The following is a 25,017-nucleotide window of genomic DNA, read 5'->3' as shown; positions in this document are numbered from 1 at the left end:
TCTCCTAGAACGCGTAGACGTAGCGCAACTGCACGCCACGCATCCGCGGTCCGTTCTCGACCTTCAGGTCGTGGATGTACTGCATCTGGATCTGGTTGGCGTCGTTGATCTGATGCGTCAGTTCGACGGCCAGCTGGTGATTGCGCGCCCGCGTGGCAACGGTCTCGCCGGACGCGGTTTCCTTCCCGCCTGTCTCATAGCGGTAGCGGATGCCGGTATAGGTGTCCGGCGTCAGGTTGGTCGAGGCCAGTGCGAAGAAACGGAACGAGGGATCCTTCTTCAGCGTCTGCCCATGCCAATCGGTATTGCGGCCGTAGATCTCCACTTCCGCGATGGCTTCCAGATAAGTGGATTCGCCAAAGCCCTGCACAAAGGAAAAATCCTGGACGGTGGACCAGCGGTTCTTGCCCGGCGACACATCGGGGCGCGAACCGTCGTAGCGGCCCACGGGCGCCACGACGAACGGTTCCCAGGCGAACCAGGTCCGGGTCTGCTGGTTGTTGTAGAACCAGATCGCCGAACCTAGCGTCACGTCGCCGATGCCGGTCTGGTGGTCGCCCGCCATGCCCGGCAGGTCCTGCGAGGTCCGGATCATGGGCACGATGAATTCCAGCTGGACCGTCTTGCCGTAGAAGTCGCGATAGTGCATCTGCCGATAGACCAGCGTGTTGACGTCGACCGACCCGCCGTCCACGCGCGAGCCTTCGGCATACAAACCCGAGGACCTCAGCCCGGCCATGTACCCTGCGATGATGTTGGTGCCCACCGGCGCGGGTATCCAGTCGCGCGCGCTGGGGTCTCCCGCCCATGCCGCCTGCGACGCTCCCGCGCACGCGAGCAGCAGCGCCGCCCGCCTGCGGGCCCGGCTCCCTGTCCTGCCTGCCATGTCTTCCCCTTGGTGTCGTGAAGGCGCGGCCACCGGTATTTCCCGGCTTGGGCCGCGCGATCACCGTTCTAGTAAGCGATGCAAACGGATTTCCGTTCCAGGTACATTTCCAGCACGGCGCGGCCGTGCTCGCGGCCGATGCCGGATTGCTTGAATCCGCCGAAAGGCATGTTGGGATCCAGCATGTTGTGCGTATTGACCCAGACGGTGCCGGCATCGATGCGCGGGATCAGGCTTTGCACGCGGGAGAGATCGTTGCTCCAGAGACTGGCGCCCAGGCCGTAGGCGCTGTCGTTGGCCAGCCGCACGGCATCGTCCAGAGTGTCGAAAGGCTGCGCCACCACGACGGGGCCGAAGATTTCCTCGCGGGCAATGCGCGCGCCCGCCGGCACGTCCGCAAAAACAGTGGGCTGCACGAAGTAGCCGGAGCCGGCTCCGCGCCCCCCTCCCGCCAGGATGCGTCCGCCCTCGCTGCGTCCGATATCGATGTAATCCATGACGCGCTTCTGGTGGCGGGCCGACACCAGCGGGCCGACCTGCGTGGCGGGATCGAATCCGGACCCGAGCCTCATGCCGGCGGCCAGATCGGCCAATCCCTCGACGACCTTGGCATACAGGTTCTTTTGCACATACAGGCGCGAGCCCGCCGTGCAAACCTGCCCCTGGTTGAAGAAAATGGCGGCTGCCGCTCCCTGCACGGCGCGGTCGGCGTCGCAATCGTCCAGCACGATCACAGGGGACTTGCCGCCCAGCTCCAGCGATACCCGCTTCATGTCGTCCATCGCGGCGCGTCCGATCAGCTTGCCGACTTCGGTCGAACCCGTGAACGCGATCTTGTCCACGCCGGGATGCGCGACCAGCGCGGCGCCGGCGGTCTCGCCACGGCCGGTCACGACGTTGACGACGCCGGGCGGGAAGCCCGCTTCCAGCACCAGCTCGGCCAGGCGCAGCGCCGTCAGCGGCGTTTCCTCGGCCGGCTTGAGCACCACGGTGCAGCCCGCAGCCAGGGCGGGAGCGATCTTCCAGATCGCCATCAGCAGCGGAAAATTCCAGGGAATGATCGCCGCCACCACGCCCACGGCCTGCGGCAGGGTATGGGCGCTGTACCGCACGCCGGGAGGAAACGGTATGGACAGCGACAGAGTGTCGCCCGTGATCTTGGTCGCCCAACCCGCCATGTAGCGCAGCCACTGCGCGCCCGAGCCGACTTCCAGGCCCTGCGCCACGCCCAGCAGCTTGCCGTTGTTCAGGGTTTCCAGGCGGGCCAGTTCCGCGCCGTGCAGCTCGACCAGGTCGGCCAGCTTCAGCAACAGGCGCTCGCGCCCGACGGGCAGCATGTCGCGCCAGGGACCGGATCCGAAGGCGCGCCTGGCCGCCTGCACCGCCATGTCCACCTGCTGCGGCCCTGCGTCGGGTTGATGGGCGATGATCTCGCCGGTGGCGGGGTCATGGACGGCTATCGGCGCGCCCTGCCCTACGCCCACCGGCTTGCCGTCGATGAACATGGCTTCCCGGATGGCGCCCAGTTCCGGGCGGTCGGAGGCGGCGTGGCCGGCGGCGCTTGCGCTTGCTGAAGACATTCGAAGCTCCAACGAAATGGTTGAAGCGAGGATAGCAACGGCCTTTCCGCAAGGCTTGTCGGTCCGTGCATGGCGATTTGTCATTCTGCGCACGGCGCAATAAAAAAACCGGCAACGCGCGCAGCGCGGTGCCGGGCCTGGCGCGGCGCCCCTGCGGGACCCGCGCATCATGGACCTTGGATCAGTCCAGCATCAGCACCGTGGCGCCGGTGGTCTTGCGCGCGGCCAGCGCGGTCTGGGCTTCGCCGGCCTGCTCCAGCGTGTAGCGCTGGTCGATGCGGACCTTGATCTTCTTCTTCAGGACCAGGTCGAACAGCTCTTCGGAGGCGGCTTGCAGCTTGGCCAGCGTGTTGACGTGCAGGCCCAGCGACGGGCGCGTCACGTACAGGCAGCCCTTCTGGTTCAGCGTCGCCAGGTTGACGCCCGACACGGGGCCGGACGCGTTGCCGAAGCTGACCATCAGGCCGCGCGGCTCGATGCAGTCCAGCGAGGTTTCCCAGGTGTCCTTGCCCACGCCGTCATACACCACCGGCACCTTCTTGCCGCCGGTCAGCTCAAGCACGCGCTCGGCCACGTTCTCGCGCGAGTAGTCGATGGTTTCCCAGGCGCCGTTGGCGCGGGCCAGTTCGGCCTTCTCGGGGCTGGAGACGGTGCCGATCAGCTTCACGCCCAGGGCCTTGGCCCATTGGCAGGCGATCAGGCCCACGCCGCCGGCGGCCGCGTGGAACAGGATGGTCTCGCCGCCTTGCAGGCGGTAGGTCTGGCGGAACAGGTACTGCACCGTCAGGCCCTTGAGCATCAGGGCCGCGGCCTCGTCAAAGCCGATGCCCTTGGGCACCTTGACGACCTGCGCGGCCGGCACGTTGCGCGCCTTGGCGTAGGCGCCGATCGGGCTCTGGCCGTAGGCGACGCGGTCGCCCTTTTTCAGATGCGTGACGTCGGCGCCGACGGCGGTCACGACACCCGCGCCCTCGAAACCCAGGCCGTGCGGCAGCGCGTGGGGATACAAGCCCGTGCGGTAATAGATATCGATGAAGTTCAGGCCGGCGGCGTGCTGCTCGATCGTGACTTCATTGGCGGCGGGCGGAGGCACTTCCACCTCGACCAGCTTCAGGACCTCAGGACCACCGTGCTGCTCGATACGAATTGCCTTGACGAGATTGCTGGCCATGCTGGCCTCCTTTCATTGGAAAAAATGCTAACGAGAGCCTGTCCGCGGCCCCTGAACGAGAAAAACCAGATTCAACGCGATGGCCGGGTCTCGCCCTGCCTGGCGGACGCCAGCCTGCCGGCCCCGCCCCCCATCAGCACGAATACCCCAGCCAGCACCAACGCGGTTCCCGCCATCTGCCACACCGTGATGGGCTCTTGCAGGAACCACGACGCCAGAAACAGCACCGACACCGGCCCGATCATGCCCAGCAGCGATGCGGTGGGCGCGCCGATCAGCGCCACCGCCCACATCAGCATGAACACCGGCACCACGGTATTCAGCGTGGCGTGTATCACCGAATACCCGTAGACCCCGGCAGGCTGGATCAGCATGGACGGGGGATGCACGGCAAAGAACTGGATGATGCAGGCCACGCAGGACACCAGCATGGCATACGCCACCAGGCGCGTCGCCCCCAAGCGCTTGACCAGTTCCCCCGAACAGATCAGGTACACAGAATAGCTTGCGGCCGACCCGAAAACGAACAAAGACCCTAACAATACCTCGCCGCCGCCGAAGGACAGGTCGTGGGCGAACACCAGCACCACCCCGGCATATGACAGCGCCATGGCCATCCACTGGCGGCGCTCGACCGGGCGCTTGAACCAGAACGCCGACAGCAGCACCACCAGCGAAGGCGACAGGAACAGGATCAGGCGCTCCAGGCTGGCGGTGATGTAACGCAGTCCCAGGAAGTCCAGGAAGCTGGACAGGTAGTAGCCGAGCAGGCCCAGCACGCAGACCTGCGCGCGTTCCTTCCAGGTCATGACGGGGATTTCGCCGCGCGCCGCGCGCCGCGACTGATGCCAGGCCACCGCCGCGAAGAACGGCATGGCGAACAGCATGCGGAAGGCAATGAGGGTGACGGCGTCGATGCCGTAGCGATACGTGAACTTCACCACGATGGCCTTGGCCGAGAACAGGACTGCGCCCAGGGTCGCCAGGAAGAAGCCGGCTGCGCGGCTGGAAAGGCGGAAGGACGGCGAAAGCTTGGCAAGGCGATTCATGCGATGATTTTATGTTCTGTGCGAAAACACCGCACGCCTTTGCCCACGCCTACCCGGCCATATTCTTGCCTCACGCATGACCCGACACCGCGCCCTCACCTACATCCACGTTGCCGCCGTGCTTTTTGGCCTGACCGGCGTGTTCGGCGAACTGATCCAGGCCAGCGCCGCCGTGATCACGCTGGGCCGGGCCATCTTCGCGGTGCTCGCCCTGGGGCTGTTCGCCCGCATGCGCCGCAAGCCGCTCCTGGGCGCCCTGACGCCGGCGCAGCTGTTCGTGCTGGTGGTTTCGGGCGCCCTGCTGGCGGGGCATTGGGTCACCTTCTTCATCGCCGTGAAGGTCGGCGGCATCGCCATCGCCACCCTGGGTTTCGCCAGCTTCCCCGCCTTCATCACCCTGTTCGAGGGCCTGCTCTTCCGGGAACGCATCCGTCCGACGGAATGGCTGCTGCTGGGCTTGGTCACGGCCGGGCTGGTGCTGGTCACGCCCGCGTTCGACCTGGCCGACCAGGGCACCATCGGCCTGGCCTGGGGGCTGCTGTCGGGCCTGAGTTTCGCCCTGCTGGCGCTGAGCAACCGCCGTTCGGCCTCGGGCATGGATCCGATGCAGGTGGCCTGCTGGCAGAACCTGATCGTGGCGCTGGTAATGCTGCCCTTCGCCGTGTCCCAGTTGCCCGCGCTGCCTGCGCTGGACTGGTTCTGGCTGGCGCTGCTGGGCATCTTCTGCACGGGCCTGTCGCACTATCTGTTCGTGTCCAGCCTGACGCGGCTGAACGCGCGCAGCGCCGGACTGGTCATCGCGCTGGAACCGGTCTATGCCATCGCTTTCGCCTGGGTGCTGTTCAGCCAGGAGCCCACGCCGCGCATGATGGCGGGCGCCGCCCTGATCGTGGCCGCCATCGTCTGGTCGGGCCTGCGCAAGCAGGCGCCCGCCGCACAGCCGGACATGGCGGCGAAAACACAGCCTTGACAATAACTGACTAGGCAGTAAAATTTGGCGCATATGACTTCCGCGCCTTCCCAAACTCCGCCCGACGGCCCCGTCCATTACCGCCCAGATGCCAGCTGCGTGATGGATGAAAACGCCGGTTTCCTGATCAAGCTGGTCTCCAATTCCCTGAACCGGATGCTGGACCAGGAAATGGCCCCGCTGGAACTCACCGCGATGCAATGGCGTCCCGTCCTCCTGGTTTTCCAGGGCCGCGCCGACACCCCCGCGGAGCTGGCCAGGCTCACCGGCATGGACACGGGCGCCATGACCCGCGCATTGGACCGGCTGGAAGCCAAGGGCCTGCTGCGCCGCAACCGATGCCAGACGGACCGCCGGGTCGTCAAGATCGAACTTACCGAGATCGGCGAAGCCAAGGCGCGCGCGATCCCGCCCAATATCGCGCGAGTACTGAACTACCACCTGCGCGGGTTCTCCAGCGACGAAGTTGCGCAGCTCAAGCACCTGCTGCGTCGGATGATCGCCAACGGTTCCGCCTCGTCGGCCCCCCAAAACCGCTAAGGGCTGCCAGCACCCCCGGCTTCCGGGGTTTTATTTGGCATAATGGCTGCCTAGGCAAATACAGATTAATCAACTACTTTCAGCAAACAGTCAGGATGAAACGCCTTCTCACTACCGTATTGGTGCTGGCCCTGAGCGGTTGCGCATTGATGGAACCCGGCTCCGAGCCCGTGGCTGCACTGGATGGCGCCAAGCTGGGCCTGACCAGCCAGGAAACGGCCTGGCCTGAAACGCAATGGTGGCAGCGCTACGGCGACCCCCAGCTCAATGCCTTGCTGGACGAGGCCCTGGCCAACAACCCGTCAATGAGCGCCGCGCAAGCCCGACTGGCCAAGGCCAACGCCGCCGTCGGCATCGCCCGCGCGCCGCTGCTGCCGCGCGTGGACGCGAACTACACGCTGACCCGCGAGCACCTGTCCAAGGACTACATCTACCCCGCGCCCATGGGCGGCTCGGTCGTCAGCGACAATCGCCTGGCGCTGGACTTCAGCTATGAGCTGGATTTCTGGGGCAAGAACCGCTCGCGCCTGCAAGCGGCGGTATCGCAACAGGCCGCCGCCGCGGCCGACGCGCAGGCGGCGCGCAATCTGTTGGCAAGCGCCACGGTCCGCGCCTACCTGAACCTGCAGAACGCCTTTGCCCAGCGCGACGTGCTCGAGCGCGTGCTGGCCCAACGCGCCGATGTGCTGTCGCTGACCCAGGGCCGCTATAAGGCCGGGCTGGACACCCAGGTCGAAGTCAAGCAGGCGGAATCGTCGCTCGCCGCCGGCAAGGTGGAACTGACCCAGACCGACACCACGCTGGCGCAGTTGCGCAATCAGGTCGCCGCGCTGGCCGGCGCCGGCCCGCAGCGCGGACAATCCCTGCAGCCGGTGGCGCTGACCGCGCCCGCCGGCGGCGTGCCCGCCAGCGTGCCGCTGGACCTGCTGGGCCACCGCCCCGACGTGGCCGCCGCGAAATGGCGCGCCGAGGCCGCCGGCCATGCCATCGACAGCGCCCGCGCCGAGTTCTACCCCAACGTGAACCTGGCGGCGTTCGTCGGCTTCCAGGCCATGGGCACCGGCAACCTGCTGGGCGCGGATGCGCGCATGGCCGGTTTCGGCCCGGCGGTCACGCTGCCGATCTTCCACGGCGGCGAGCTCAACGCGAACCTGGCGGGCCGCCGCGCCGACGCCGACCTCGCGGTGTCGGACTACAACCAGACCGTGCTGGACGCCGTGCACCAGGTGGCCGATGCGCTTGACGGCTTGCGCCTGCTGGACCAGGAAAAGGCCCAGCAACGCCAGGCGCGCGAAGCCATCGACGCCGCCTATGACCTGGCGGTCAAGCGCTACAAGGCCGGCATGGGCAATTACATCTCCGTGCTCATCGCGCAGACCGGCGTGCTGACCCAGGCGCGGCTGGACACCGATCTGCGCATCCGCGCCTATCAACTGGACGCCAGCCTCGCCACTGCGCTGGGCGGCGGCTACGCCCCCGCAGCCGAGCCGGCCCCCGCCACGAACCCCACCCATTGAACGCTCCCCGGACTCAGACGTCATGACCGCAGCCACTCCCGCCGCCAACCCCGCCCGCAAACGCCTGCTGTTGCTGGCCACCGGGGCCTTCATCCTCATCGCGATCGCCTACGGCATCTGGTGGGCGCTGTTCGGCGCCCACTTCGAAAGCACCGACGACGCCTACGTCCACGGCAACCTGGTGCAGATCACGCCGCAAGTGCCCGGCACGGTCGTGTCCATCGAGGCCGACGACACGGAAACCGTCGCCGCCGGCCAGCCGCTGGTGCGCCTGGATCCGGCCGACACCGACGTCGCCTTGCAGCAGGCCCAGGCCAAGCTTGCGCAGACTGTGCGCCAGGTGCGCACCATCTACGTCCAGAACGACGCCCTGGCCGCCGACGTCGACCTGCGCAACGCCGACATCCTGCGCGCCCAGGCCGAGCTGACCCGCGCGCAAAGCGACGTCAACCGCCGCCAGCAACTGGCCAAGTCGGGCGGCGTCAGCGGCGAAGAAATCCTGCACGCCGAAGCCGCGCTGAAGTCCGCCCAGTCCGGCCTGGCGCAAGCCCGCGCCGCGCTGGCCGCCTCGCGCGCCAAGCTGGCCACCAACCAGGCGCTGACGCAGGGCACCACGGTCGCCGACCATCCCGACGTGCAGCAGGCCGCGGCCGGCCTGCGCAACGCCTGGCTGGCGCAGTCGCGCACCGTGCTGCCGGCCCCGGTGGGCGGCGTGGTGGCGCGGCGCAGCGTGCAGGTCGGCCAGCGCGTCGCGCCCGGCTCGGCCCTGATGACGGTCGTGCCGCTGGACCAGGTGTGGGTCGAAGCCAACTTCAAGGAAGGCCAGCTGCGCAAGATGCGCATCGGCCAGCCGGCCAAGATGGTGGCCGACCTGTACGGCAGCGCGGTCACCTACCACGGCACCATCGCCGGGCTGGACGCCGGCACGGGTAGCGCCTTCGCCCTGCTGCCCGCCCAGAACGCCACCGGCAACTGGATCAAGGTGGTGCAGCGCGTGCCGGTGCGCATCGCGCTGGATCCCGAAGACCTGAAGAAGCACCCACTGCGCGTGGGCCTGTCGATGGACGTGGAAGTGGACGTGGGCAAGCAGGAAGGAGAACCGCTGACGCAGGCCGAACGCAAGGAGCCGGTCTGGTCGACGCGCGCCTTCGAGCCGGCCCATGATGAAGTCGACGCCATGATCAGCAAGATCATCGAGGCCAATCTCGCATCATGAGCGCAGCCAAGCAGCCCGCCGCCGCGCCGGCGCCCCCGCCGGGCGCCCACCCGCCGCTGGAAGGCGCGACCCGCATCATCGGGTCCATCGCGCTGTCGACGGCGGTATTCATGAATGTGCTGGACACGTCCATCGCGAACGTGTCCATCCCGACCATCTCGGGCGATCTGGGCGTCAGCACCAGCCAGGGCACCTGGGTCATCACCTCGTTCGCCGTGGCCAACGCGATCACGGTGCCGCTCACGGGCTGGCTCACGCAGCGCTTCGGGCAGGTGCGGCTATTCCTGATCTCCACGCTGCTGTTCGTGCTGGCGTCATGGCTGTGCGGCTTTGCGCCCTCGCTCGAAGCGTTGATCGCATTCCGCGTGCTGCAAGGCGCGGTCGCCGGCCCCATGATCCCGCTGTCGCAAGCGCTGATGCTGGCGAGCTTCCCCAAGTCCAAGGCGGGCATGGCGCTGGCGGTCTGGTCCATGACCACGCTGGTGGCGCCCGTCGCCGGGCCCTTGCTGGGCGGCTGGATCTCCGACAACTACACCTGGCCGTGGATCTTCTACATCAACGTGCCGGTGGGCCTGCTGGCGGCGTGGATCAGTTGGCGCATCTATGGCGACCGGGAATCGGTCACGCGCAAGCTGCCGATCGACAAGGTCGGCCTGGCGCTGCTGGTGGTGTGGGTAGGCGCGCTGCAGATCATGCTGGACAAGGGCAAGGAGCTGGACTGGTTCGCCAGCGGCACCATCATCGCGCTGGCCGCGACCGCCTTCGTGGCCTTCGTCTTCTTCCTGATCTGGGAACTGACCGACGCGCACCCCGTGGTCGACCTGCGCCTGTTCAAGATCCGCAATTTCACCGTCGGCGCGCTGACGCTGGCGGTGGCCTACGGCGTCTTCTTCGGCAACGTGGTGCTGCTGCCCCTGTGGCTGCAGAGCAATATGGGCTACACCGCGACCTACGCGGGGCTGGTGACCGCCCCGGTGGGTCTGCTGGCGATCCTGCTGACGCCCATCGTCGGCAAGATGCTGGCCACGCGCGACCCGCGGCAGATCGCGACGGTGGCGTTCCTGATCTTCGCGCTGGTGTGCTTCATGCGCTCGGGCTTCAACACCCAGACCGATGTGCGCACGCTGATGGTTCCGACCATCATCCAGGGCGCCGCCATGGCGACCTTCTTCGTGCCGCTTACCTCGATCACGCTGTCCAGCATCGAACCGTGGCGCATTCCCGCGGCCTCCGGCCTGTCGAACTTCCTGCGCCTGACGGCGGGCGCGTTCGGCACGTCCATCGCCACCACGCTGTGGGAAAACCGCGCGACCATGCACCACTCGCAACTGACCGAAGTCGCCAAGCCCGGCCAACAGGCGTTCGACCAGACCATGACGGCGCTGCAAAACGGGCTGGGGATGTCGCATCAGCAAGCGCTGACCATGGTGGACGGATTGATCAATGCGCAAGCCTTCACCATGTCTGCGGTGGATGTGTTCTATGCCTCCGCCATCATTTTCCTGGCCCTGACCGGCCTGGTCTGGTTCGCCCGCCCCCGATCGACCAAGTCGGGCGGCGGCGGGGCCGCCGAAGCGGCGGCCGGCGCCCACTGAGGCGCGGCCGGCCCGATCCTCGGCGGCTGCGTCCGGGATCGGGCCGTAAAGCGCCTCATTGCCTCAGCAGGACCTGCCAGTCGGCGCGCTCCATGATGTCGGCCGGCAAGGCGCTGATGGGCGACAGGTTGAACACGGAGATGCCGCGAGCGCGCCATTGCGCGGCGGCGAAGCGGAACGACGGCTCGATCAGCTGCGAAAACTTGCGCGCCAGCCTGCTCGACTGGGGCAAGGTCCCTTCATCATAAAAGCGCACGCCATTTTGCAACGTCAGATCCAGCCCGTGCGCGTAGACCTTGCGGGCGCCGCTGGACACCAGCACCTGCAAGGCGGCATAGGCCACGGTATCGGCGTCGAACACGCCCAAGGCCACGTTGAAGCTGAATCCCATGGCCTGTTTTGCGTCCAGCAACTGCACGTCGGGCGAGGCCGCCGCCATGCGCTGGAGCACGGCTGGCGCGGAGATGCGTTGGTAGGCCCGTGCGGAGATCAGTTCAATGACGCAGATGCGGCAGCGGATCGACTCCTGCGGCAGCCCCTGCATGATGTAGCGCAGAACCTCGGGCAAGACGTACAGGGTCAGGTCGCGCGACACGATCTCGCGCACCAGGTCGATACGCTCGCGCACGAAGTTCTGGTCGATGATGCAGTAATACTTGAACGGCAGGTCGAACTTGCGCGCCAGCATGATGGCGCCATTCACGCCCATCGCCGCCCGGATGTCGAGCCGGTCGTAAGGTATCTGCGCGACCGACGGGCCGCTCAGGATCAAATGCACTTCCTGGTCGGCGGAATCGTACCCTTGAGCCAACGGCGTGACTGGCTGCGGCCGGCCAAAGGCGCGAAAGCCGCAGATGGCGCCTGACCTATCCCTGCGAATCCGGACGAAAGGCCACAAGTGCTGGTTATGCCTCTGCGTGCGCGACCGAAGCACGCGGAACAGCTTGCGCACGAAACGGTCGGCCCGCCCGCTACCCACGTGGGTAGCGGAGAAGGAAAAGCCAGATTCGTCCATTGACTAGCCGAAGGTCTGGCGAGGACTTGCCTCAGCCCGCGGCGATCAGCGCGGCGATGGCGCTGCCGACGTCGGCGGTGGAGGCGGTGCCCTTCATGTCCCGGGTGCGCGGACCTTCCGCCAGGACGGTTTCGATGGCCTTGACCACCGCCGCCGAAGCGTCCGGATAGCCCAGGAAATCCAGCATCAACGCGCCACTCCAGATCTGGCCGATCGGGTTGGCGATGCCCTTGCCGTAGATGTCCGGCGCCGAACCGTGCACCGGTTCGAACAGCGACGGGAACTTGCGCTCCGGGTTCAGGTTGGCCGAAGGCGCGATGCCGATCGTGCCGGTGCAAGCCGGCCCCAGGTCGGACAGGATATCGCCGAACAGGTTGGACGCCACCACCACGTCGAACCAGTCGGGATGCTGCACGAAATGGGCGCACAGGATGTCGATGTGATACTTGTCCCAGCGCACGTCCGGGTACTTCTCGCCCATCTCGGCCACGCGCTCGTCCCACCAGGGCATCGAAATCGAAATACCGTTGGACTTGGTGGCCGCGGTCAGGTGCTTGCCGCGCTTGCGCGCCAATTCGAAGGCGAACTTGAGGACGCGGTCGGCGCCGATGCGCGTGAAGACGCTTTCCTGGATGACCACTTCGCGCTCGGTGCCCGCGAACAGGCGGCCGCCGCTATTGGAGTATTCGCCTTCGGTGTTCTCGCGCACGATGAAGAAGTCGATCTCGCCGGGCTGGCGGTCCTTCAGCGGGGAAGGCACGCCAGGCATCAGGCGCACCGGGCGCAGGTTGATGTACTGATCGAACTCGCGGCGGAACTTGAACAGCGAGCCCCACAGCGCTTCGTGGTCAGGCACCGTGGCGGGCCAGCCGATGGAACCGAAGAAAATCGCTTCGTGCTGGCCGATCTGCGCCTGCCAGTCGTCCGGCATCATCTTGCCGTGCTTGGCGTAATAGTCGCAGCTCCAGTCGAAATGGTCCCACTGAAAATCGATGCCGAATCGCGTTGCGACCGCGTCCAGCACCTTCAAGCCCTCGGGCACGACCTCCTTGCCGATGCCGTCTCCAGGAATCACCGCAATCTTGTGTTTCTTTGCCACCACGTCTTCCTCTGTTTTGCTTTGATATACCGCCCGGCATCGCAGGCAGGAATGCCGCGGCGCAGTAATTGGATCGTTGCAGAAATATACGCCCCGCTGCTCGTGTTGCCAAAGCACGGAACGAGCCGCCGCCTAGCGGCCGGACTCCATGAAACTCAGCGCCTGCCCTTGGACCCCAACAGGGATCCCAAGATGCCACGGGTCAATTCGCGCGCGATCGACCGGACCGTGCTCTTGGCCATGGTCTGCACCACGCCGTCGCGCTTGCCGCCGCGCGGGCCCGTAGACCCGAACAGGACCTCATTCAGGCTGTCCATGAGACCGCCGCCCGACTCTTCCGCGGCGCCCTTGCCTTCCGGCTGCGCGGAACCGTTCTTCGCCGCGCCGGCCTGGTCCACCGGCTTGGCCGCGCGCCCGGCCAGCACTTCATAGGCGGATTCGCGGTCGATGGATTTCTCATACTTCGACGCCAGCGGACTGCCTTGGCGCAGCGCTTGCCGCTCGGCATCGGTCGCCGGGCCAATCCGGCTTGCCGGCGGCACGATGTAGGCGCGTTCGGTCGGCATCGGCCGTCCCTTGGCATCCAGCAAGGAAACCAGCGCCTCGCCCACGCCCAGCTCGGTGATGGCGGCCTCGATGTCCAGCCCCGGATTGGGACGCATCGTCTGGGCCGCCGTCTTCACGGCCTTCTGGTCGCGTGGCGTAAACGCCCGCAAGGCGTGCTGGACCCGATTGCCCAACTGCCCCAGCACGGTGTCGGGGATATCCAGCGGATTTTGGGTCACGAAATAGACGCCCACGCCCTTGGAGCGGACCAGGCGCACCACCTGCTCGATCTTGTTCAGCAACGCGGGCGGGGCGTCATTGAACAGCAGGTGGGCTTCATCGAAGAAAAACACCAGCTTGGGCTGGTCCATGTCGCCGACTTCGGGCAGCTTCTCGTACAGGTCCGCCAGCAGCCACAGCAGGAAGATGGCATACAAGCGCGGCGCCTGCATCAGCTTGTCGGCAGCCAGCACATTGACCATGCCGCGGCCCTGCGCGTCCGTGCGCATCAGGTCGGCCACGTCGAGCATGGGTTCGCCGAAGAATTTCTCCGCGCCCTGCGATTCCAGCGCCAGCAGTCCGCGCTGGATGGCGCCGATGCTGGCGGCAGACACGTTGCCGTATCGCGTCTTCAGCTCCGAGGCCCGGTCGGCGACGTTCTGCAGCATGGCGCGCAGGTCCTTCAGGTCCAGCAGCAACTGGCCTTCGTCGTCGGCAACCTTGAAGACCAGCGTCAGCACGCCTTCCTGCGTGTCGTTCAATTCCAGGATGCGGGACAGCAGCAGCGGTCCCATGTCCGACACGGTGGCCCGCACCGGCAGCCCCTGCTCGGCAAACACGTCCCACAGCGTGACGGGGCTGGCCGCCCAAGCGGGTTCGCTCAAGCCCAGGTTCTTCAGGCGTTCCAGCAGCTTGGGCGTGGCCGCGCCGGCCTGGGAAATGCCAGTCAGGTCGCCCTTGACGTCGGCCATGAACACCGGCGTGCCGATACGGGAGAACGATTCAGCCAGGACCTGCAGGGTGACGGTCTTGCCGGTACCCGTGGCCCCGGTAATGCAGCCATGGCGATTGGCCAGGGCGGGCAGCAGCGCCAACTCGGTCTGTGCATTCTTGGCGATGACGATGGGGTTGGGCATGTGCAGCTCTCCGGACCAGGGAATCAGATGGATGCCCAAGTGTAGAGCCTGCCGCGCCGCTTGTGCGCGTGGCAATATGGACACATGCGGTCCGCCCCCGGGCGCGCCGGGCGCCGGCACGGTAAAATGCCATCTTTGCAGACAATTTACCCTGGGAAGCCATGGCCGGACACAGCAAATGGGCCAATATTCAGCACCGCAAAGGGCGCCAAGACGCCAAGCGCGGAAAGCTGTGGACCAAGATCATTCGTGAAATCACCGTGGCGGCGCGTGCCGGCGGCCCTGACCCGGACAGCAACCCGCGCTTGCGCATGGCCTGGGACAAGGCCACCGACGCCAACATGCCCAAGGACAACATCCAGCGCGCCATCCAGCGCGGCGCGGGTGGCGCCGACGGCGAGGCCTACGAGGAAGTCCGCTACGAAGGCTACGGCATCGGCGGCGCGGCCGTGATCGTCGACTGCATGACCGACAACCGCACCCGCACCGTGGCCGAAGTGCGCCACGCCTTCGCCAAGAACGGCGGCAACCTGGGCCAGGAAGGCTCGGTCGCCTTCATGTTCAAGCACTGCGGCCAGTTCGTGTTCGCCCCCGGCACCTCCGAAGACAAGGTCATGGAAACCGCCCTTGAAGCCGGCGCCGAAGACGTGACGACCGACGAGGAAGGCGTGATCGAAGTGGTCTGCGCGCCGGCCGACTACGCCGCCGTGCGCGGCGCCTTCGACGCCGCCGGCCTGAAGGCCGAAGTGGACGGCATCGTCATGAAGGCCCTGAACGAAACCGAACTCGCCGGCGAAGACGCCATCAAGATGCAGAAACTGCTCGACGCCCTGGAAGGCCTGGACGACGTGCAGGAAGTCTATACGAACGTCGTTTTCGACGAGGCGCAGTAATCCCATTACCCCGGCGCCGGGCGGGCCTTGCCTGCCCGGCGCCACGCTGTCACCGGATCCGGGTCCGCCCGGATCCTGGCCTACTCCACGGGCTGGCGCCTTGCGGCGCTCGACTGGCAACCTTAAGAACCACGCAACATGAAACTCCTGGTAATTGGCTCTGGCGGCCGTGAACACGCCCTCGCCTGGCGCTTGGCCCGCTCCCCGCGCGTCCACAAGGTATACGTCGCTCCGGGCAACGGCGGGACCCAGCGCGCCGAACAGATCGAGAACGTCCCGTTCACCAGTGCCGAGGAATTGGCTGATTTCGTGCAACGCGAAGGCGTCGCCCTGACCGTGGTCGGCCCCGAGGCCCCGCTGGCTGCCGGCGTCGTGGACGTGTTCCGCGCCCGCGGCCTGAAGATCTTCGGCCCCACCAAGGCCGCGGCGCAGCTGGAAAGCTCGAAGGACTACGCCAAGGCCTTCATGGTCCGGCACAACATCCCGACCGCCCGCTACGCAACCTTCACCGATCCGGCCCAGGCGCACGCCTACATCGACCAGGAAGGCGCTCCCATCGTGATCAAGGCCGACGGCCTGGCCGCGGGCAAGGGCGTCGTGGTCGCGGCCACGCTCGAGGAAGCGCATGCCGCCGTGGACGCCATGCTGGGCGACGGTTCCATGGGCGCTGCCGGCGCGCGCGTCGTCATCGAGGAATGCCTGGTGGGCGAGGAAGCCAGCTTCATCGTCATGTGCGACGGCCGCAATGTGCTGGCCCTGGCCACCAGCCAGGACCACAAGCGCCTGCAGGACGGCGACCAAGGCCCCAACACCGGCGGCATGGGCGCGTATTCGCCCGCGCCCATCGTCACCCCGGAACTGCACCACCGCATCATGCGCGAAATCATCCTGCCGACCGTGCAGGGCATGACGCGCGACGGCATCCCGTACACGGGCTTCCTGTACGCCGGCCTGATGATCGCCCCGGGCGACGATCCCGACCGCGAGATCAAGACCCTGGAATTCAACTGCCGCATGGGCGACCCGGAAACGCAGCCCATCATGATGCGCGTCAAGAGCGACCTGCTCGACGCCCTGGAGCATGCCGTCGACGGCACGCTCGACCAGGCCGACATCGTCTGGGACCGCCGCACCGCGCTGGGCGCCGTGCTGGCCGCGCACAACTACCCCAACACGCCGCGCACCGGCGACGTCATCCGCGGCCTGCCCGCCGATGCCGAGGACTGCATGGTGTTCCACGCCGCCACCAAGCTCGACGGCGAGGAAGTCAAGACCACCGGCGGCCGCGTGCTGTGCGTCACGGCGCTGGGCGACTCCGTCAAGATGGCCCGCGACCGCGTCTACGAAGCGATCGACGGCATCCACTTCGACGGCCGCCAGTACCGCAGCGACATCGGCTGGCGCGCGCTCAAGCCCTCGCAGCAGAAGCTCAAGCCCAACGCCTAGCCGGAACCGCAATGAACGCCTTGCCCGTCTCCTCTGTCCGGGACTACCTCACCGGCCTGCAGGCCCGCATCGTCGGCGCCCTGGAAGCCGCCGAGGGCGCGGCCTTCCGCAGCGACGAATGGGTGCGGCCCGAGGGCGGCGGCGGACTGTCGCGCCTGCTGGAAGGCGGCTCGCTGTTCGAACGGGCCGGCGTGCTGTTCAGCCACGTCCAGGGCACCAAGCTGCCGCCATCGGCCAGCGCACACCGCCCCGAACTGGCCGGCCGCTCATGGGAAGCCATGGGCGTGTCCATGGTGCTGCACCCGCGCAATCCCCATGTGCCCACCACGCACATGAACGTGCGCATGTTCCTGGCAGCCGCCCGGCCGGGCCACGACGAGACCGACGTCTTCTGGTTCGGCGGCGGCATCGACCTCACGCCCTACTATCCCTACGAGGAAGACGCGCGCCATTTCCACGCCGCCTGCCGCGATGCGCTGGCCGGCCACGGCGCCGATTACTACCCGCGCTACAAGCGCTGGTGCGACGAGTATTTCTTCCTCAAGCACCGCAATGAGACGCGCGGCGTCGGCGGCATCTTCTACGACGACCTGAATGCCCCCGGCTTTGACGCCTCGTTCGCTCTGACCCGTTCGGTGGGCGACGCCTTCCTGCCGGCCTACATGCCCATCGTGGAGCGCCGCCGCGGCCTGGCCTACGGCGAACGCGAGCGCGACTTCCAGGCCTACCGCCGCGGACGCTACGTCGAATTCAACCTGGTCTTCGACCGCGGCACGCTGTTCGGCCTGCAGTCCGGCGGACGCACGGAATCGATTCTGCTGTCCATGCCGCCGCTGGCGCAGTGGCGCTACGACTGGCAACCCGAAGCCGGCACGCCCGAGGCCGAATTGGCGGCCTACCTGAAACCGCGGGACTGGGCTTGAAGCGCATCGGTCTCCTGGGCGGCAGTTTCGACCCCGTCCACGTCGCACATGTCGCCTTGGCGCAAAACGCCTTGCGGACGCTAGGCCTGGCCGAAGTGCAGCTCATTCCCGCCGCCAATCCCTGGCAGCGTGCCGCGCTGCACGCCACGGCCGACCAGCGCCGCGACATGCTGCAGCTGGCTATTGCCGGCCACGCGGGCCTGGTCGTCAACCCCATCGAAATCGAACGCGGCGGCCCAACCTATACCATGGACACACTGCGCGCCCTGCCCCAGGACGCGCGCTATGTCTGGCTGCTGGGCGCCGACCAGCTGGCCAATTTCTGCACCTGGCGCGAATGGCAGGACATCGCCAGCCTGGTGGACCTGGCCGTCGCCACCCGCCCGGGCACCGCGCTCAGCGCGCCGCCGGCGCTGGCCGAACACCTGCGCGGCCAGGGACGCGAACTGCAGGAACTGCCTTTCGCTCCCATGCCGGTTTCGGCCTCGCAGATCCGCCAGCGGCTGGCGCAAGGCGAATCCACCGAAGGCCTGCTCGCCGCGCCGGTCGCCGCCTATATTGCGGCGCACCATCTTTACCGATAAACCCTCACCCGCCGGCGTCTGAAAACGCCACGGGGCCAGCATCCGCTGTCCACGCGCGGGTTATATTTGCAGCTATGGATATACAAAAACTCCAACGCGCCGTCATCGATGCCCTCGAAGACGTCAAGGCGCAAGACATCAAGGTCTACAACACCACGCATCTGACCAGCCTGTTCGATCGCGTCGTGATTGCAAGCGCCACCTCCAACCGCCAGACCCGCGCCCTCGCTTCCAGCGTGGCGGACCGCGGCCGCGCGCTCGATCTGTCCGGCATCACCATCGAAGGCGAAGACACCGGCGAATGGGTCGTGGTCGACCTGGGCGACGTGGTCGTGCACATCATGCAGCCCGCCATCCGCCAGTACTACAACCTGGAAGAGATCTGGGGCGGCAAGCCGGTGCGCGTGAAGCTCCTGCCCGAGTCCACCCGCCCCGCGCCGGTCGCCAACGACGGCGCGCACGACGCCGAGTACTGAGCGCGCCGTGAAGCTGATCGTCGTGGCCGTGGGCACGCGCATGCCGGACTGGGTGCAAACCGCCTGGGACGATTACGCCAAACGCCTGCCGGCCGACTGCGCGCTGGAACTGCGCGAGATCAAGCCCGAACCCCGCACCACCGGCAAGACGCCCGCCCAGATGATGGCGGCGGAAGCCAAGCGGATCGAAGCCGCCCTGCCTGCCAGCGCCTTGCGCCTGGCGCTGGACGAGCGCGGGCGCGACCTCACCACCATGGCCCTGTCGCAGAAGCTGGAGCAATGGCGCGCCGGCGGCCAGGACGTCGCCTTTCTGGTCGGCGGCCCGGACGGCCTGGATGCCGCTCTGAAGGCCTCCTGCGCCGGCCAGTTGCGCCTGTCCTCGCTGACGCTGCCTCACCCCATGGTGCGCGTGGTGCTGGCCGAACAGCTCTACCGGGCCTGGGCCATCATGACCAATCATCCCTACCACCGCGCCTGACCGCTGGCCGGGCCGGCGCCCATCTCGCTGACGCATGACCCACACTGCAAACTCCGCGCGTCTCTACCTTGCCTCGGCCAGTCCCCGGCGGCGCGAGCTGCTGGCCCAGATCGGCCTGGCCCACGAAGTCCTGCTGGTACCCGCCCCGCCGGGCGAGGACGAACCCCAGCATCCCGGTGAAAGCGCCGCCGATTACGTCCAGCGCACCGCGCGGGACAAGGCCTTGCGCGGGCGCGACTGGATGCTCGGCCGGGACCTACCTCAGTTGCCGCTGCTGGCCGCCGACACCACGGTCATCCTGGCAGGCGCCGTCCTGGGCAAACCCGCCGACCGCGACGACGCCATGCGCATCCTGCACGCCCTGTCCGGCTCGGCGCACGAAGTGCATACCGCCGTCGCCGTCTGGACCGGCGACCGCTTGCTGGAAACCGTGTCCATCACCGAAGTCCGCATGCGCGAGCTGGCGGATGCGGAAATCGGCCGCTACTGCGATAGCGGCGAGCCCTACGGCAAGGCCGGCGCCTATGGCATCCAGGGTCTGGCGGGCACGTTCATTTCGCACATCGCCGGCAGCTATACCGGCGTGATGGGCCTGCCTCTGTTCGAGACCGCCAACCTGCTGCGCGCTGCGGGTATACCAGTGCCCTGAGAGCCGCGGCGTTCGGCCGAAAAAATCCCCCGAGGCCTGCAAGGTCCCGGGGGATTTTCTTTGTCGCGGGGCGATCCCGCTCTTCGCGGCTGCCGCCCGCGGCAACGCGCGGGCAACTTCGGATCTACGCTGCTTCAGCCATGCTGCATCGGCTGGCCCATGGGCATGGCGCCAACCCTCGGCGCTTCCTGGACCGGGACTGCGGCGGGAACCGGCGCGGGCTGAAGCTCGCCCTCCAGCGCGGCATGCAGCTGCTCCTGGTCCAGCTCTCCTTCCCAGCGCGCCACGACCACGGCGGCGGTGGCATTGCCGACCAGGTTGGTCAGCGCGCGGCATTCGGACATGAAGCGGTCCACGCCCAGGATCAGCGCCATGCCGGCAACCGGCACGGAAGGCACCACCGACAGGGTGGCGGCGAGGGTAATGAAACCCGCGCCGGTCACGCCCGCCGCGCCCTTGGAACTCAGCATCGCAACCAGCAGCAGCAGGATCTGGTCGCCCAGCGACAGCGGAATATCGCAAGCCTGCGCAATGAACAGCGCCGCCATCGTCATGTAGATATTGGTGCCGTCCAGGTTGAAGGAATAGCCCGTGGGCACGACCAGCCCGACCACCGACTTCGAGCACCCGGCCCGCTCCATCTTCTGCATCAGCGTAGGCAGCGCGGCCTCGGACGAACTGGTGCCCAGCACCAGCAGCAGCTCTTCGCGGATGTAGCGCACCAGCTTCAGGATGGAGAACCCGTTGTAACGTGCAACCAGGCCCAGCACCACCACCACGAACAGCACCGAGGTCGCGTAAAACGTGCCCACCAGCATCGCCAGGTTGATGACAGACTTGATGCCGTACTTGCCGATGGTGAAGGCCATTGCGCCAAAGGCGCCGATGGGCGCGGCCTTCATCAGGATGGCGACCAGCTTGAAAACGGGCTGGGCCAGCGCGGTCATGAAGTTCAATATCGGCTGGCCGCGCTCGCCCACCATGGCCAGCGCGATGCCGAACAGCACCGCCACGAACAGCACCTGGAGGATGTCGCCGCCCACGAACGGACTGAAGATCGTGGTCGGGATCACGTTCATCAGGAAGCCCGTGATGGTCGAGTCATGCGCCTTGGCCACGTAGCCCGAAACCGCCTTCGCGTCCAGGGTCTTGGGGTCGATGTGCATGCCGGCGCCCGGCTGCACGATATGGCTGACGATCATGCCCACGATCAGCGCAAGCGTCGAGAACACCAGGAAGTACAGCATGGCCTTGCCCGCCACGCGGCCGACCTTCTTCAGGTCGCTCATCCCGGCGATGCCGGTGGCCACGGTCAGGAAGATCACCGGCGCGATGATCATCTTCACCAGCTTGATGAAGGCATCGCCCAGCGGCTGCATCTGCTGGCCGAGTTCGGGCTTGAAGGCGCCCAGCAGCACGCCCACCACGATGGCGAAAATCACCTGCACATAGAGGATTTGATAGAACTTGAGCTTGCGCGCGGGCGCGACTTGATCCACGTCGATCATTGGGATTGTCCCCACCAAGGCCCCTTGCTCCGGGCAGTGAGGCGCGGGCGACGGGGCGTTATCTGTTTTCTGGCCCGCGCCTGTCTGCGCGGGCCGATTTCACCCCGCGTTCGATACCGCGGGGCTTGGATTCCTCTATGCAAGACCCGTGCCAAGGCCAAGCGCGTCGCTCGGTGTTTCCAAGCCATTGATTGGAAATGACTATTTCCTCAGGAAAGCAAGTTAGGGCCGAATAGCCTGGCGGAATTTCACACAAAATAGATATAGAATGTGCGAAAAACCGCACAACTCATGTCAACCCGAACCACATCCCGCAGCCCTGGCGCCGATCCGGACCGGACACAGCGGCCAGCCCGCCGCGCGCCAGCGCCTACGTGGCCCTGGCCCTGGCGCGCGGCCGCCATCCTGCTGGGCATCGCCGTCGTCTTCGGCGTGCTGCATGCCGCCACGCTCTGGGCGCGCGACGGCGCCCTGAAGAACGCGGCGGCGCAGGCGCGCGGCGCGGCGCAGATCAACGCCGCCCTGCTGCGCAACAACCTGGACAAATTCCGTGCGCTGCCCTTCGTCCTGACGCGCGACGTCGACGTGCGGGGCGCCTTGCTGGACCGTTCGACCCGGCAGATCGAGTCCCTGGATGAAAAGCTCGATACGCTTAGCCGCGGCGTAGGCGCGTCCGCAATCTATGTACTGGACAAGAAAGGCCTGGCGATCGCCGCCAGCAATTGGCGTGAACCGGCCACCTTCGTCGGCGTCGATTATCAGTTCCGGCCCTACTTCCAGGGCGCAGTCGCCCGCGGCTCGGCAGAGCATTTCGCCCTGGGCACCATCAGCCATGAAGCCGGGCTGTACCTGTCGCGGCGCGTGGACGACGCCAACGGCGCGATGCTGGGCGTCGTGGTGCTGAAAGTGGACTTCCGCGACCTGGAGGCAGACTGGCGCCAGTCCAATGCGCCCATCTTCGTCACCGACGAGCACGGCGTGGTGTTGTTGGGCAGCATCTCCGAGTGGCGCTTCGACGTGCTCGCGCCGCTCGCGCCCACCCTGGCGCGCACGCTGCGCACCAGCCTGCAGTTCGGCGATGCGCTCTTCCAGCCCCTGCCGCTCAAGCCCCAACTGCAGCCTGTCAGCAACGGCCAACTGGTGCGCTCGGAAGCGACGCTGCCGCAAATCCCCGCCGGCGCCCCTTTGCTGCACACCACCCTGCCCATCGTCGAATCGCCCGGCTGGACCCTGCATCTGCTGTCGCCCGTGCAGACGGCGATCAACCAGGCCACGGCCAACGCGCAGCTGGGCGCACTGCTGGCGCAGAGCGCGTTGGCCGCCCTGGCCGGCCTCGTGCTTTTTCGCCGCCACCGCAATCGCGAACGCGCTGAACAGCAGGCCGCCATCCATGAACAGCTGGCCTCGCTGGTAGACGAGCGCACGGCTCAGTTGTTGCGGGTGAACGAACAACTGGTCGATGAAATGGACGAACGCCAGCGCACGGCCGCCCGCCTGCACACCATGCAGGAAGAACTGGTCCAGGCCAGCAAGCTCGCCCTGCTCGGCCAGGTCGCCGCCGGCGTGGCCCACGAAATCAATCAACCCGTGGCCGCGATACGCGCCTACGCCGACAACGCGGCCGAGTTCCTGCGTCGGCGGGATGAGGGCTCGGCGCAGGAAAACCTGGGCACCATCGCCGCATTGACCGACAGGATCGGCCACATCACCGGAGAACTGCGCGCCTTTTCCCGCAAGGCCGGCGCCTCGGTGGGGCCGACCAGCCTGAAGGATTGCCTGGAAGGCGCGCTGCTGCTGGTCGCGCCGCGCGCGCGGCGCCAGGGCGTCGCGCTGCAACGTCCGCCCGAGGATCAGAACTACCACGTGCTGGCCAACCGAGTGCGGCTGGAACAGGTGCTGGTGAATCTGCTGCAGAACGCCATGGAAGCCCTCGACGGCCTGCCGGACGGCCGCATCGTCGTCGCCCTGCAGGATCTGGGCGCCACGGTGCAGATCCATGTCAGCGACAACGGCCCCGGCCTGTCCCCCGAGACCCGTGCGCACCTGTTCACGCCGTTCCACACCACCAAGCCTGAAGGACTGGGGCTAGGCCTCGTCATATGCCGCGACATCGTCGCTGAATTCGGCGGCGACCTGATCGCCGCCGGCCCTTCCGATCCCGCCTTTCCCGCTCCGCATGGTCCGGGCAAGGGCGCGATGTTCATCCTGACCTTGCGCAAGGCGCCCGGCCAGGACAACGCCACGAATCTCCATCATGACCCGCGCACCTGAACTCCCGTCCCACGCAAACAGCTCCATCGCCCCCAGCCCGCGCCAGCCGTTCATGCCGCGCGCGCTGTTCATCGACGACGACGAGGAACTGCTGCGCGCCAATGCCCAGACGCTCAAGCTCCACGGCATCGCGGTAGATGCCCATGCCAGCGCGCGCGCGGCGCTGCCGGCGCTCACCCGCGATTTCGACGGCGTGGTCGTCAGCGACATCCGCATGCCCGACATGGACGGCCTGCAGCTCTTTCAGCGCGTGCGCGAAATCGATCCCGACATCCCCGTCATCCTCATCACCGGACATGGCGACATCGCCACCGCGGTGCAATGCATGCGCGATGGCGCCTACGATTTCCTGGCCAAACCCTATGCCTCCGACAGGCTGATCACCGCCATCATGCACGCCGCGGAGAAACGCCACCTGGTGCTCGAAAACCGCCGCCTGCGCGAAGCAGCCTTTGCGGTCGAAGCGGACGAGGTTGCGTTCATCGGCACCACGCCCGCCATGCAGCGCATCAAGCAGACGCTGCGCCACATCGCCGATGCGGATGTGGACGTGCTGGTCGAAGGCGAAACCGGCACCGGCAAGGAGGTCGTGGCCACCGCGCTGCACCGCCTGAGCCGCCGCAGGCACCGCGCGCTGGTGGCGATCAACTGCGGCGCCCTGCCGGAAAGCGTCATCGAAAGCGAACTCTTCGGCCACGAAGCTGGCGCATTCACGGGCGCCCAGAAAAAACGCATCGGCCGCATCGAGCATGCCAGCGGTGGCACCCTGTTCCTGGACGAAATCGAAAGCATGCCGCTGGCCGTGCAGGTCAAGCTGCTGCGCGTGCTCGAATCGCGCCAGATCACGCCCCTGGGCAGCAACGAAGTGCGCAACCTGGACCTGCGGGTGGTCGCCGCCACCAAGGAAGACCTGGGCAGCCCGGCCATACGCGCCAAATTCCGCGAGGACCTGTTCTACCGGCTAAATGTGGTCACCATCCGGATTCCGCCACTGCGTGAGCGCCGCGACGACATTCCGCTGCTGTTCGCCCACTATCTCGGCCACGCCTCGCGCCGCTTCCAGCGCGACATTCCCGAAATGCCGGCATCCATCAAGCAGCATGTCATGACGCATGACTGGCCCGGCAACGTGCGTGAACTTGCGCACTTCGCGGAACGCGTGGTGCTTGGCGTACTGAACACGCCCACCCCTGAACCCGCGGCAAGCTCCGGCGCAGTTGCAAGCCTGCCGGAACGGATGGAACGCTTCGAAGCCCAGCTCATCCGCGACGCGCTCCAGACCCACCAGGGCGACATCAAGGCCACCCTTGAATCCCTGGGCATTCCGCGCAAAACCTTCTACGACAAACTGCAGCGCCACGGCATCGACCGCCAGCAATACACGCAGCAATAGACAACTGAAAGCGCGAGAACCACTCCCGCAAAAACAAAACCCCTCGCAGGGTCTGCCTGCGAGGGGTTTTTCATTG

Annotated in this window: 22 protein-coding genes; 14 read left to right on the top strand and 8 right to left on the bottom strand. The window is 66.8% G+C overall.

All coding sequences use genetic code 11. The features are described 5' to 3' along the window. Positions 1-4: 4 nt before the first annotated feature. The 4 genes from BRO63_RS09545 to BRO63_RS09530 all read right to left on the bottom strand — a co-directional run bounded on the left by BRO63_RS09545 (position 5) and on the right by BRO63_RS09530 (position 4,686). On the bottom strand, positions 5-886 hold the full coding sequence (locus BRO63_RS09545; RefSeq protein ID WP_088139503.1) for a transporter: 882 nt from the start codon (positions 884-886) through the stop codon (positions 5-7). 68 nt (positions 887-954) lie between these two features. Next, entirely contained in the window at positions 955-2,466 is a 1,512-nt protein-coding gene (gene styD, locus BRO63_RS09540) for a phenylacetaldehyde dehydrogenase StyD (protein ID WP_088139501.1), read from the bottom strand. Between the two features lie 181 nt (positions 2,467-2,647). Beyond that, on the bottom strand, positions 2,648-3,637 hold the full coding sequence (locus BRO63_RS09535; RefSeq protein WP_054458742.1) for a quinone oxidoreductase family protein: 990 nt from the start codon (positions 3,635-3,637) through the stop codon (positions 2,648-2,650). A 71-nt stretch (positions 3,638-3,708) separates the two neighbouring features. Further along, a complete protein-coding gene (locus BRO63_RS09530) occupies positions 3,709-4,686 on the bottom strand; it encodes a DMT family transporter (RefSeq protein ID WP_088139499.1) in 978 nt (325 codons plus the stop codon). A gap of 76 nt (positions 4,687-4,762) precedes the next feature. Between BRO63_RS09530 and BRO63_RS09525 the strand changes: the two genes are divergently transcribed. The 5 genes from BRO63_RS09525 (at position 4,763) to BRO63_RS09505 (ending at position 10,524) form a co-directional block, all read left to right on the top strand. Further along, positions 4,763-5,656, top strand: a complete 894-nt coding sequence (locus BRO63_RS09525; protein ID WP_088139497.1) for a DMT family transporter — start codon at positions 4,763-4,765, stop codon at positions 5,654-5,656. A gap of 33 nt (positions 5,657-5,689) precedes the next feature. Beyond that, complete coding sequence (locus BRO63_RS09520; RefSeq protein ID WP_088139495.1) at positions 5,690-6,196, top strand: MarR family winged helix-turn-helix transcriptional regulator; 507 nt, start codon at positions 5,690-5,692, stop codon at positions 6,194-6,196. 95 nt (positions 6,197-6,291) lie between these two features. Continuing rightward, entirely contained in the window at positions 6,292-7,713 is a 1,422-nt protein-coding gene (locus BRO63_RS09515; protein WP_088139494.1) for an efflux transporter outer membrane subunit, read from the top strand. Positions 7,714-7,735: 22 nt separating this feature from the next. Next, positions 7,736-8,929, top strand: a complete 1,194-nt coding sequence (locus BRO63_RS09510) for an HlyD family secretion protein (RefSeq protein ID WP_088139492.1) — start codon at positions 7,736-7,738, stop codon at positions 8,927-8,929. Further along, positions 8,926-10,524 (top strand): DHA2 family efflux MFS transporter permease subunit, encoded by a 1,599-nt coding sequence (locus BRO63_RS09505; RefSeq protein ID WP_088139491.1) that lies wholly within the window; start codon positions 8,926-8,928, stop codon positions 10,522-10,524. The genes BRO63_RS09510 and BRO63_RS09505 overlap by 4 nt, the downstream gene beginning before the upstream one ends. 55 nt (positions 10,525-10,579) lie before the next feature. On the opposite strand, the gene BRO63_RS09500 is transcribed toward BRO63_RS09505, so the two are convergent. The 3 genes from BRO63_RS09500 to BRO63_RS09490 form a co-directional block, all read right to left on the bottom strand. Next, on the bottom strand, positions 10,580-11,302 hold the full coding sequence (locus tag BRO63_RS09500) for a hypothetical protein (protein ID WP_256943265.1): 723 nt from the start codon (positions 11,300-11,302) through the stop codon (positions 10,580-10,582). Between the two features lie 268 nt (positions 11,303-11,570). Continuing rightward, the gene (locus BRO63_RS09495; RefSeq protein ID WP_088139488.1) at positions 11,571-12,638 is read right to left on the bottom strand and encodes a tartrate dehydrogenase; all 1,068 of its coding nucleotides are present in this window, start codon (positions 12,636-12,638) and stop codon (positions 11,571-11,573) included. A gap of 155 nt (positions 12,639-12,793) precedes the next feature. Continuing rightward, on the bottom strand, positions 12,794-14,320 hold the full coding sequence (locus tag BRO63_RS09490; protein WP_088139651.1) for a helicase HerA-like C-terminal domain-containing protein: 1,527 nt from the start codon (positions 14,318-14,320) through the stop codon (positions 12,794-12,796). A 161-nt stretch (positions 14,321-14,481) separates the two neighbouring features. Here BRO63_RS09490 and BRO63_RS09485 point away from each other — a divergent pair, with 161 nt between their 5' ends. The 7 genes from BRO63_RS09485 (at position 14,482) to BRO63_RS09455 (ending at position 19,769) form a co-directional block, all read left to right on the top strand. Beyond that, complete coding sequence (locus tag BRO63_RS09485) at positions 14,482-15,213, top strand: YebC/PmpR family DNA-binding transcriptional regulator (protein ID WP_054458755.1); 732 nt, start codon at positions 14,482-14,484, stop codon at positions 15,211-15,213. 138 nt (positions 15,214-15,351) lie between these two features. After that, a complete protein-coding gene (purD, locus tag BRO63_RS09480; protein WP_088139486.1) occupies positions 15,352-16,659 on the top strand; it encodes a phosphoribosylamine--glycine ligase in 1,308 nt (435 codons plus the stop codon). Positions 16,660-16,670: 11 nt separating this feature from the next. Next, positions 16,671-17,582 carry an oxygen-dependent coproporphyrinogen oxidase gene (gene hemF / locus BRO63_RS09475; RefSeq protein ID WP_088139484.1) on the top strand — a complete coding sequence of 304 codons (912 nt, stop codon included), beginning with the start codon at positions 16,671-16,673 and terminating at the stop codon, positions 17,580-17,582. Continuing rightward, positions 17,579-18,166 (top strand): nicotinate (nicotinamide) nucleotide adenylyltransferase, encoded by a 588-nt coding sequence (nadD, locus tag BRO63_RS09470; protein WP_088139482.1) that lies wholly within the window; start codon positions 17,579-17,581, stop codon positions 18,164-18,166. Before hemF ends, nadD begins: the two co-directional genes overlap by 4 nt. Before the next feature lie 74 nt (positions 18,167-18,240). Beyond that, complete coding sequence (gene rsfS / locus BRO63_RS09465; RefSeq protein WP_013392761.1) at positions 18,241-18,642, top strand: ribosome silencing factor; 402 nt, start codon at positions 18,241-18,243, stop codon at positions 18,640-18,642. A gap of 7 nt (positions 18,643-18,649) precedes the next feature. Then, entirely contained in the window at positions 18,650-19,120 is a 471-nt protein-coding gene (gene rlmH, locus BRO63_RS09460; RefSeq protein WP_088139480.1) for a 23S rRNA (pseudouridine(1915)-N(3))-methyltransferase RlmH, read from the top strand. A 34-nt stretch (positions 19,121-19,154) separates the two neighbouring features. Further along, entirely contained in the window at positions 19,155-19,769 is a 615-nt protein-coding gene (locus BRO63_RS09455) for a Maf family protein (protein ID WP_088139478.1), read from the top strand. Between the two features lie 134 nt (positions 19,770-19,903). Here the strand turns inward: BRO63_RS09455 and BRO63_RS09450 are convergent, their stop codons facing one another. After that, entirely contained in the window at positions 19,904-21,277 is a 1,374-nt protein-coding gene (locus tag BRO63_RS09450) for a dicarboxylate/amino acid:cation symporter (protein WP_088139476.1), read from the bottom strand. A 291-nt stretch (positions 21,278-21,568) separates the two neighbouring features. On the opposite strand from BRO63_RS09450, the gene BRO63_RS09445 reads away from it, so the two are divergent. Continuing rightward, on the top strand, positions 21,569-23,548 hold the full coding sequence (locus tag BRO63_RS09445) for a sensor histidine kinase (RefSeq protein WP_088139474.1): 1,980 nt from the start codon (positions 21,569-21,571) through the stop codon (positions 23,546-23,548). Next, positions 23,532-24,941: a sigma-54-dependent transcriptional regulator gene (locus BRO63_RS09440; protein ID WP_088139473.1), complete on the top strand. Its 1,410-nt coding sequence runs from the start codon at positions 23,532-23,534 to the stop codon at positions 24,939-24,941. Before BRO63_RS09445 ends, BRO63_RS09440 begins: the two co-directional genes overlap by 17 nt. The last annotated feature ends 76 nt before the right edge of the window (positions 24,942-25,017 follow it).

It is taken from the genome of Achromobacter xylosoxidans (assembly GCF_002192695.1).
Lineage (GTDB): Bacteria > Pseudomonadota > Gammaproteobacteria > Burkholderiales > Burkholderiaceae_B > Achromobacter > Achromobacter xylosoxidans_C.
The sequence above is the reverse complement of the archived record's forward strand: the minus strand, read 5'-3'. Positions and strand labels throughout refer to the sequence as shown.

Coding starts and splice junctions, on each gene's coding strand:
- BRO63_RS09545 (WP_088139503.1), bottom strand. CDS start 886: ATGGCAGGCAGGACAGGGAGCCGGGCCCGCAGGCGGGCGGCGCTGCTG.
- styD (WP_088139501.1), bottom strand. CDS start 2,466: ATGTCTTCAGCAAGCGCAAGCGCCGCCGGCCACGCCGCCTCCGACCGC.
- BRO63_RS09535 (WP_054458742.1), bottom strand. CDS start 3,637: ATGGCCAGCAATCTCGTCAAGGCAATTCGTATCGAGCAGCACGGTGGT.
- BRO63_RS09530 (WP_088139499.1), bottom strand. CDS start 4,686: ATGAATCGCCTTGCCAAGCTTTCGCCGTCCTTCCGCCTTTCCAGCCGC.
- BRO63_RS09525 (WP_088139497.1), top strand. CDS start 4,763: ATGACCCGACACCGCGCCCTCACCTACATCCACGTTGCCGCCGTGCTT.
- BRO63_RS09520 (WP_088139495.1), top strand. CDS start 5,690: ATGACTTCCGCGCCTTCCCAAACTCCGCCCGACGGCCCCGTCCATTAC.
- BRO63_RS09515 (WP_088139494.1), top strand. CDS start 6,292: ATGAAACGCCTTCTCACTACCGTATTGGTGCTGGCCCTGAGCGGTTGC.
- BRO63_RS09510 (WP_088139492.1), top strand. CDS start 7,736: ATGACCGCAGCCACTCCCGCCGCCAACCCCGCCCGCAAACGCCTGCTG.
- BRO63_RS09505 (WP_088139491.1), top strand. CDS start 8,926: ATGAGCGCAGCCAAGCAGCCCGCCGCCGCGCCGGCGCCCCCGCCGGGC.
- BRO63_RS09490 (WP_088139651.1), bottom strand. CDS start 14,320: ATGCCCAACCCCATCGTCATCGCCAAGAATGCACAGACCGAGTTGGCG.
- BRO63_RS09485 (WP_054458755.1), top strand. CDS start 14,482: ATGGCCGGACACAGCAAATGGGCCAATATTCAGCACCGCAAAGGGCGC.
- purD (WP_088139486.1), top strand. CDS start 15,352: ATGAAACTCCTGGTAATTGGCTCTGGCGGCCGTGAACACGCCCTCGCC.
- hemF (WP_088139484.1), top strand. CDS start 16,671: ATGAACGCCTTGCCCGTCTCCTCTGTCCGGGACTACCTCACCGGCCTG.
- rsfS (WP_013392761.1), top strand. CDS start 18,241: ATGGATATACAAAAACTCCAACGCGCCGTCATCGATGCCCTCGAAGAC.
- BRO63_RS09455 (WP_088139478.1), top strand. CDS start 19,155: ATGACCCACACTGCAAACTCCGCGCGTCTCTACCTTGCCTCGGCCAGT.
- BRO63_RS09450 (WP_088139476.1), bottom strand. CDS start 21,277: ATGATCGACGTGGATCAAGTCGCGCCCGCGCGCAAGCTCAAGTTCTAT.
- BRO63_RS09445 (WP_088139474.1), top strand. CDS start 21,569: ATGTCAACCCGAACCACATCCCGCAGCCCTGGCGCCGATCCGGACCGG.
- BRO63_RS09440 (WP_088139473.1), top strand. CDS start 23,532: ATGACCCGCGCACCTGAACTCCCGTCCCACGCAAACAGCTCCATCGCC.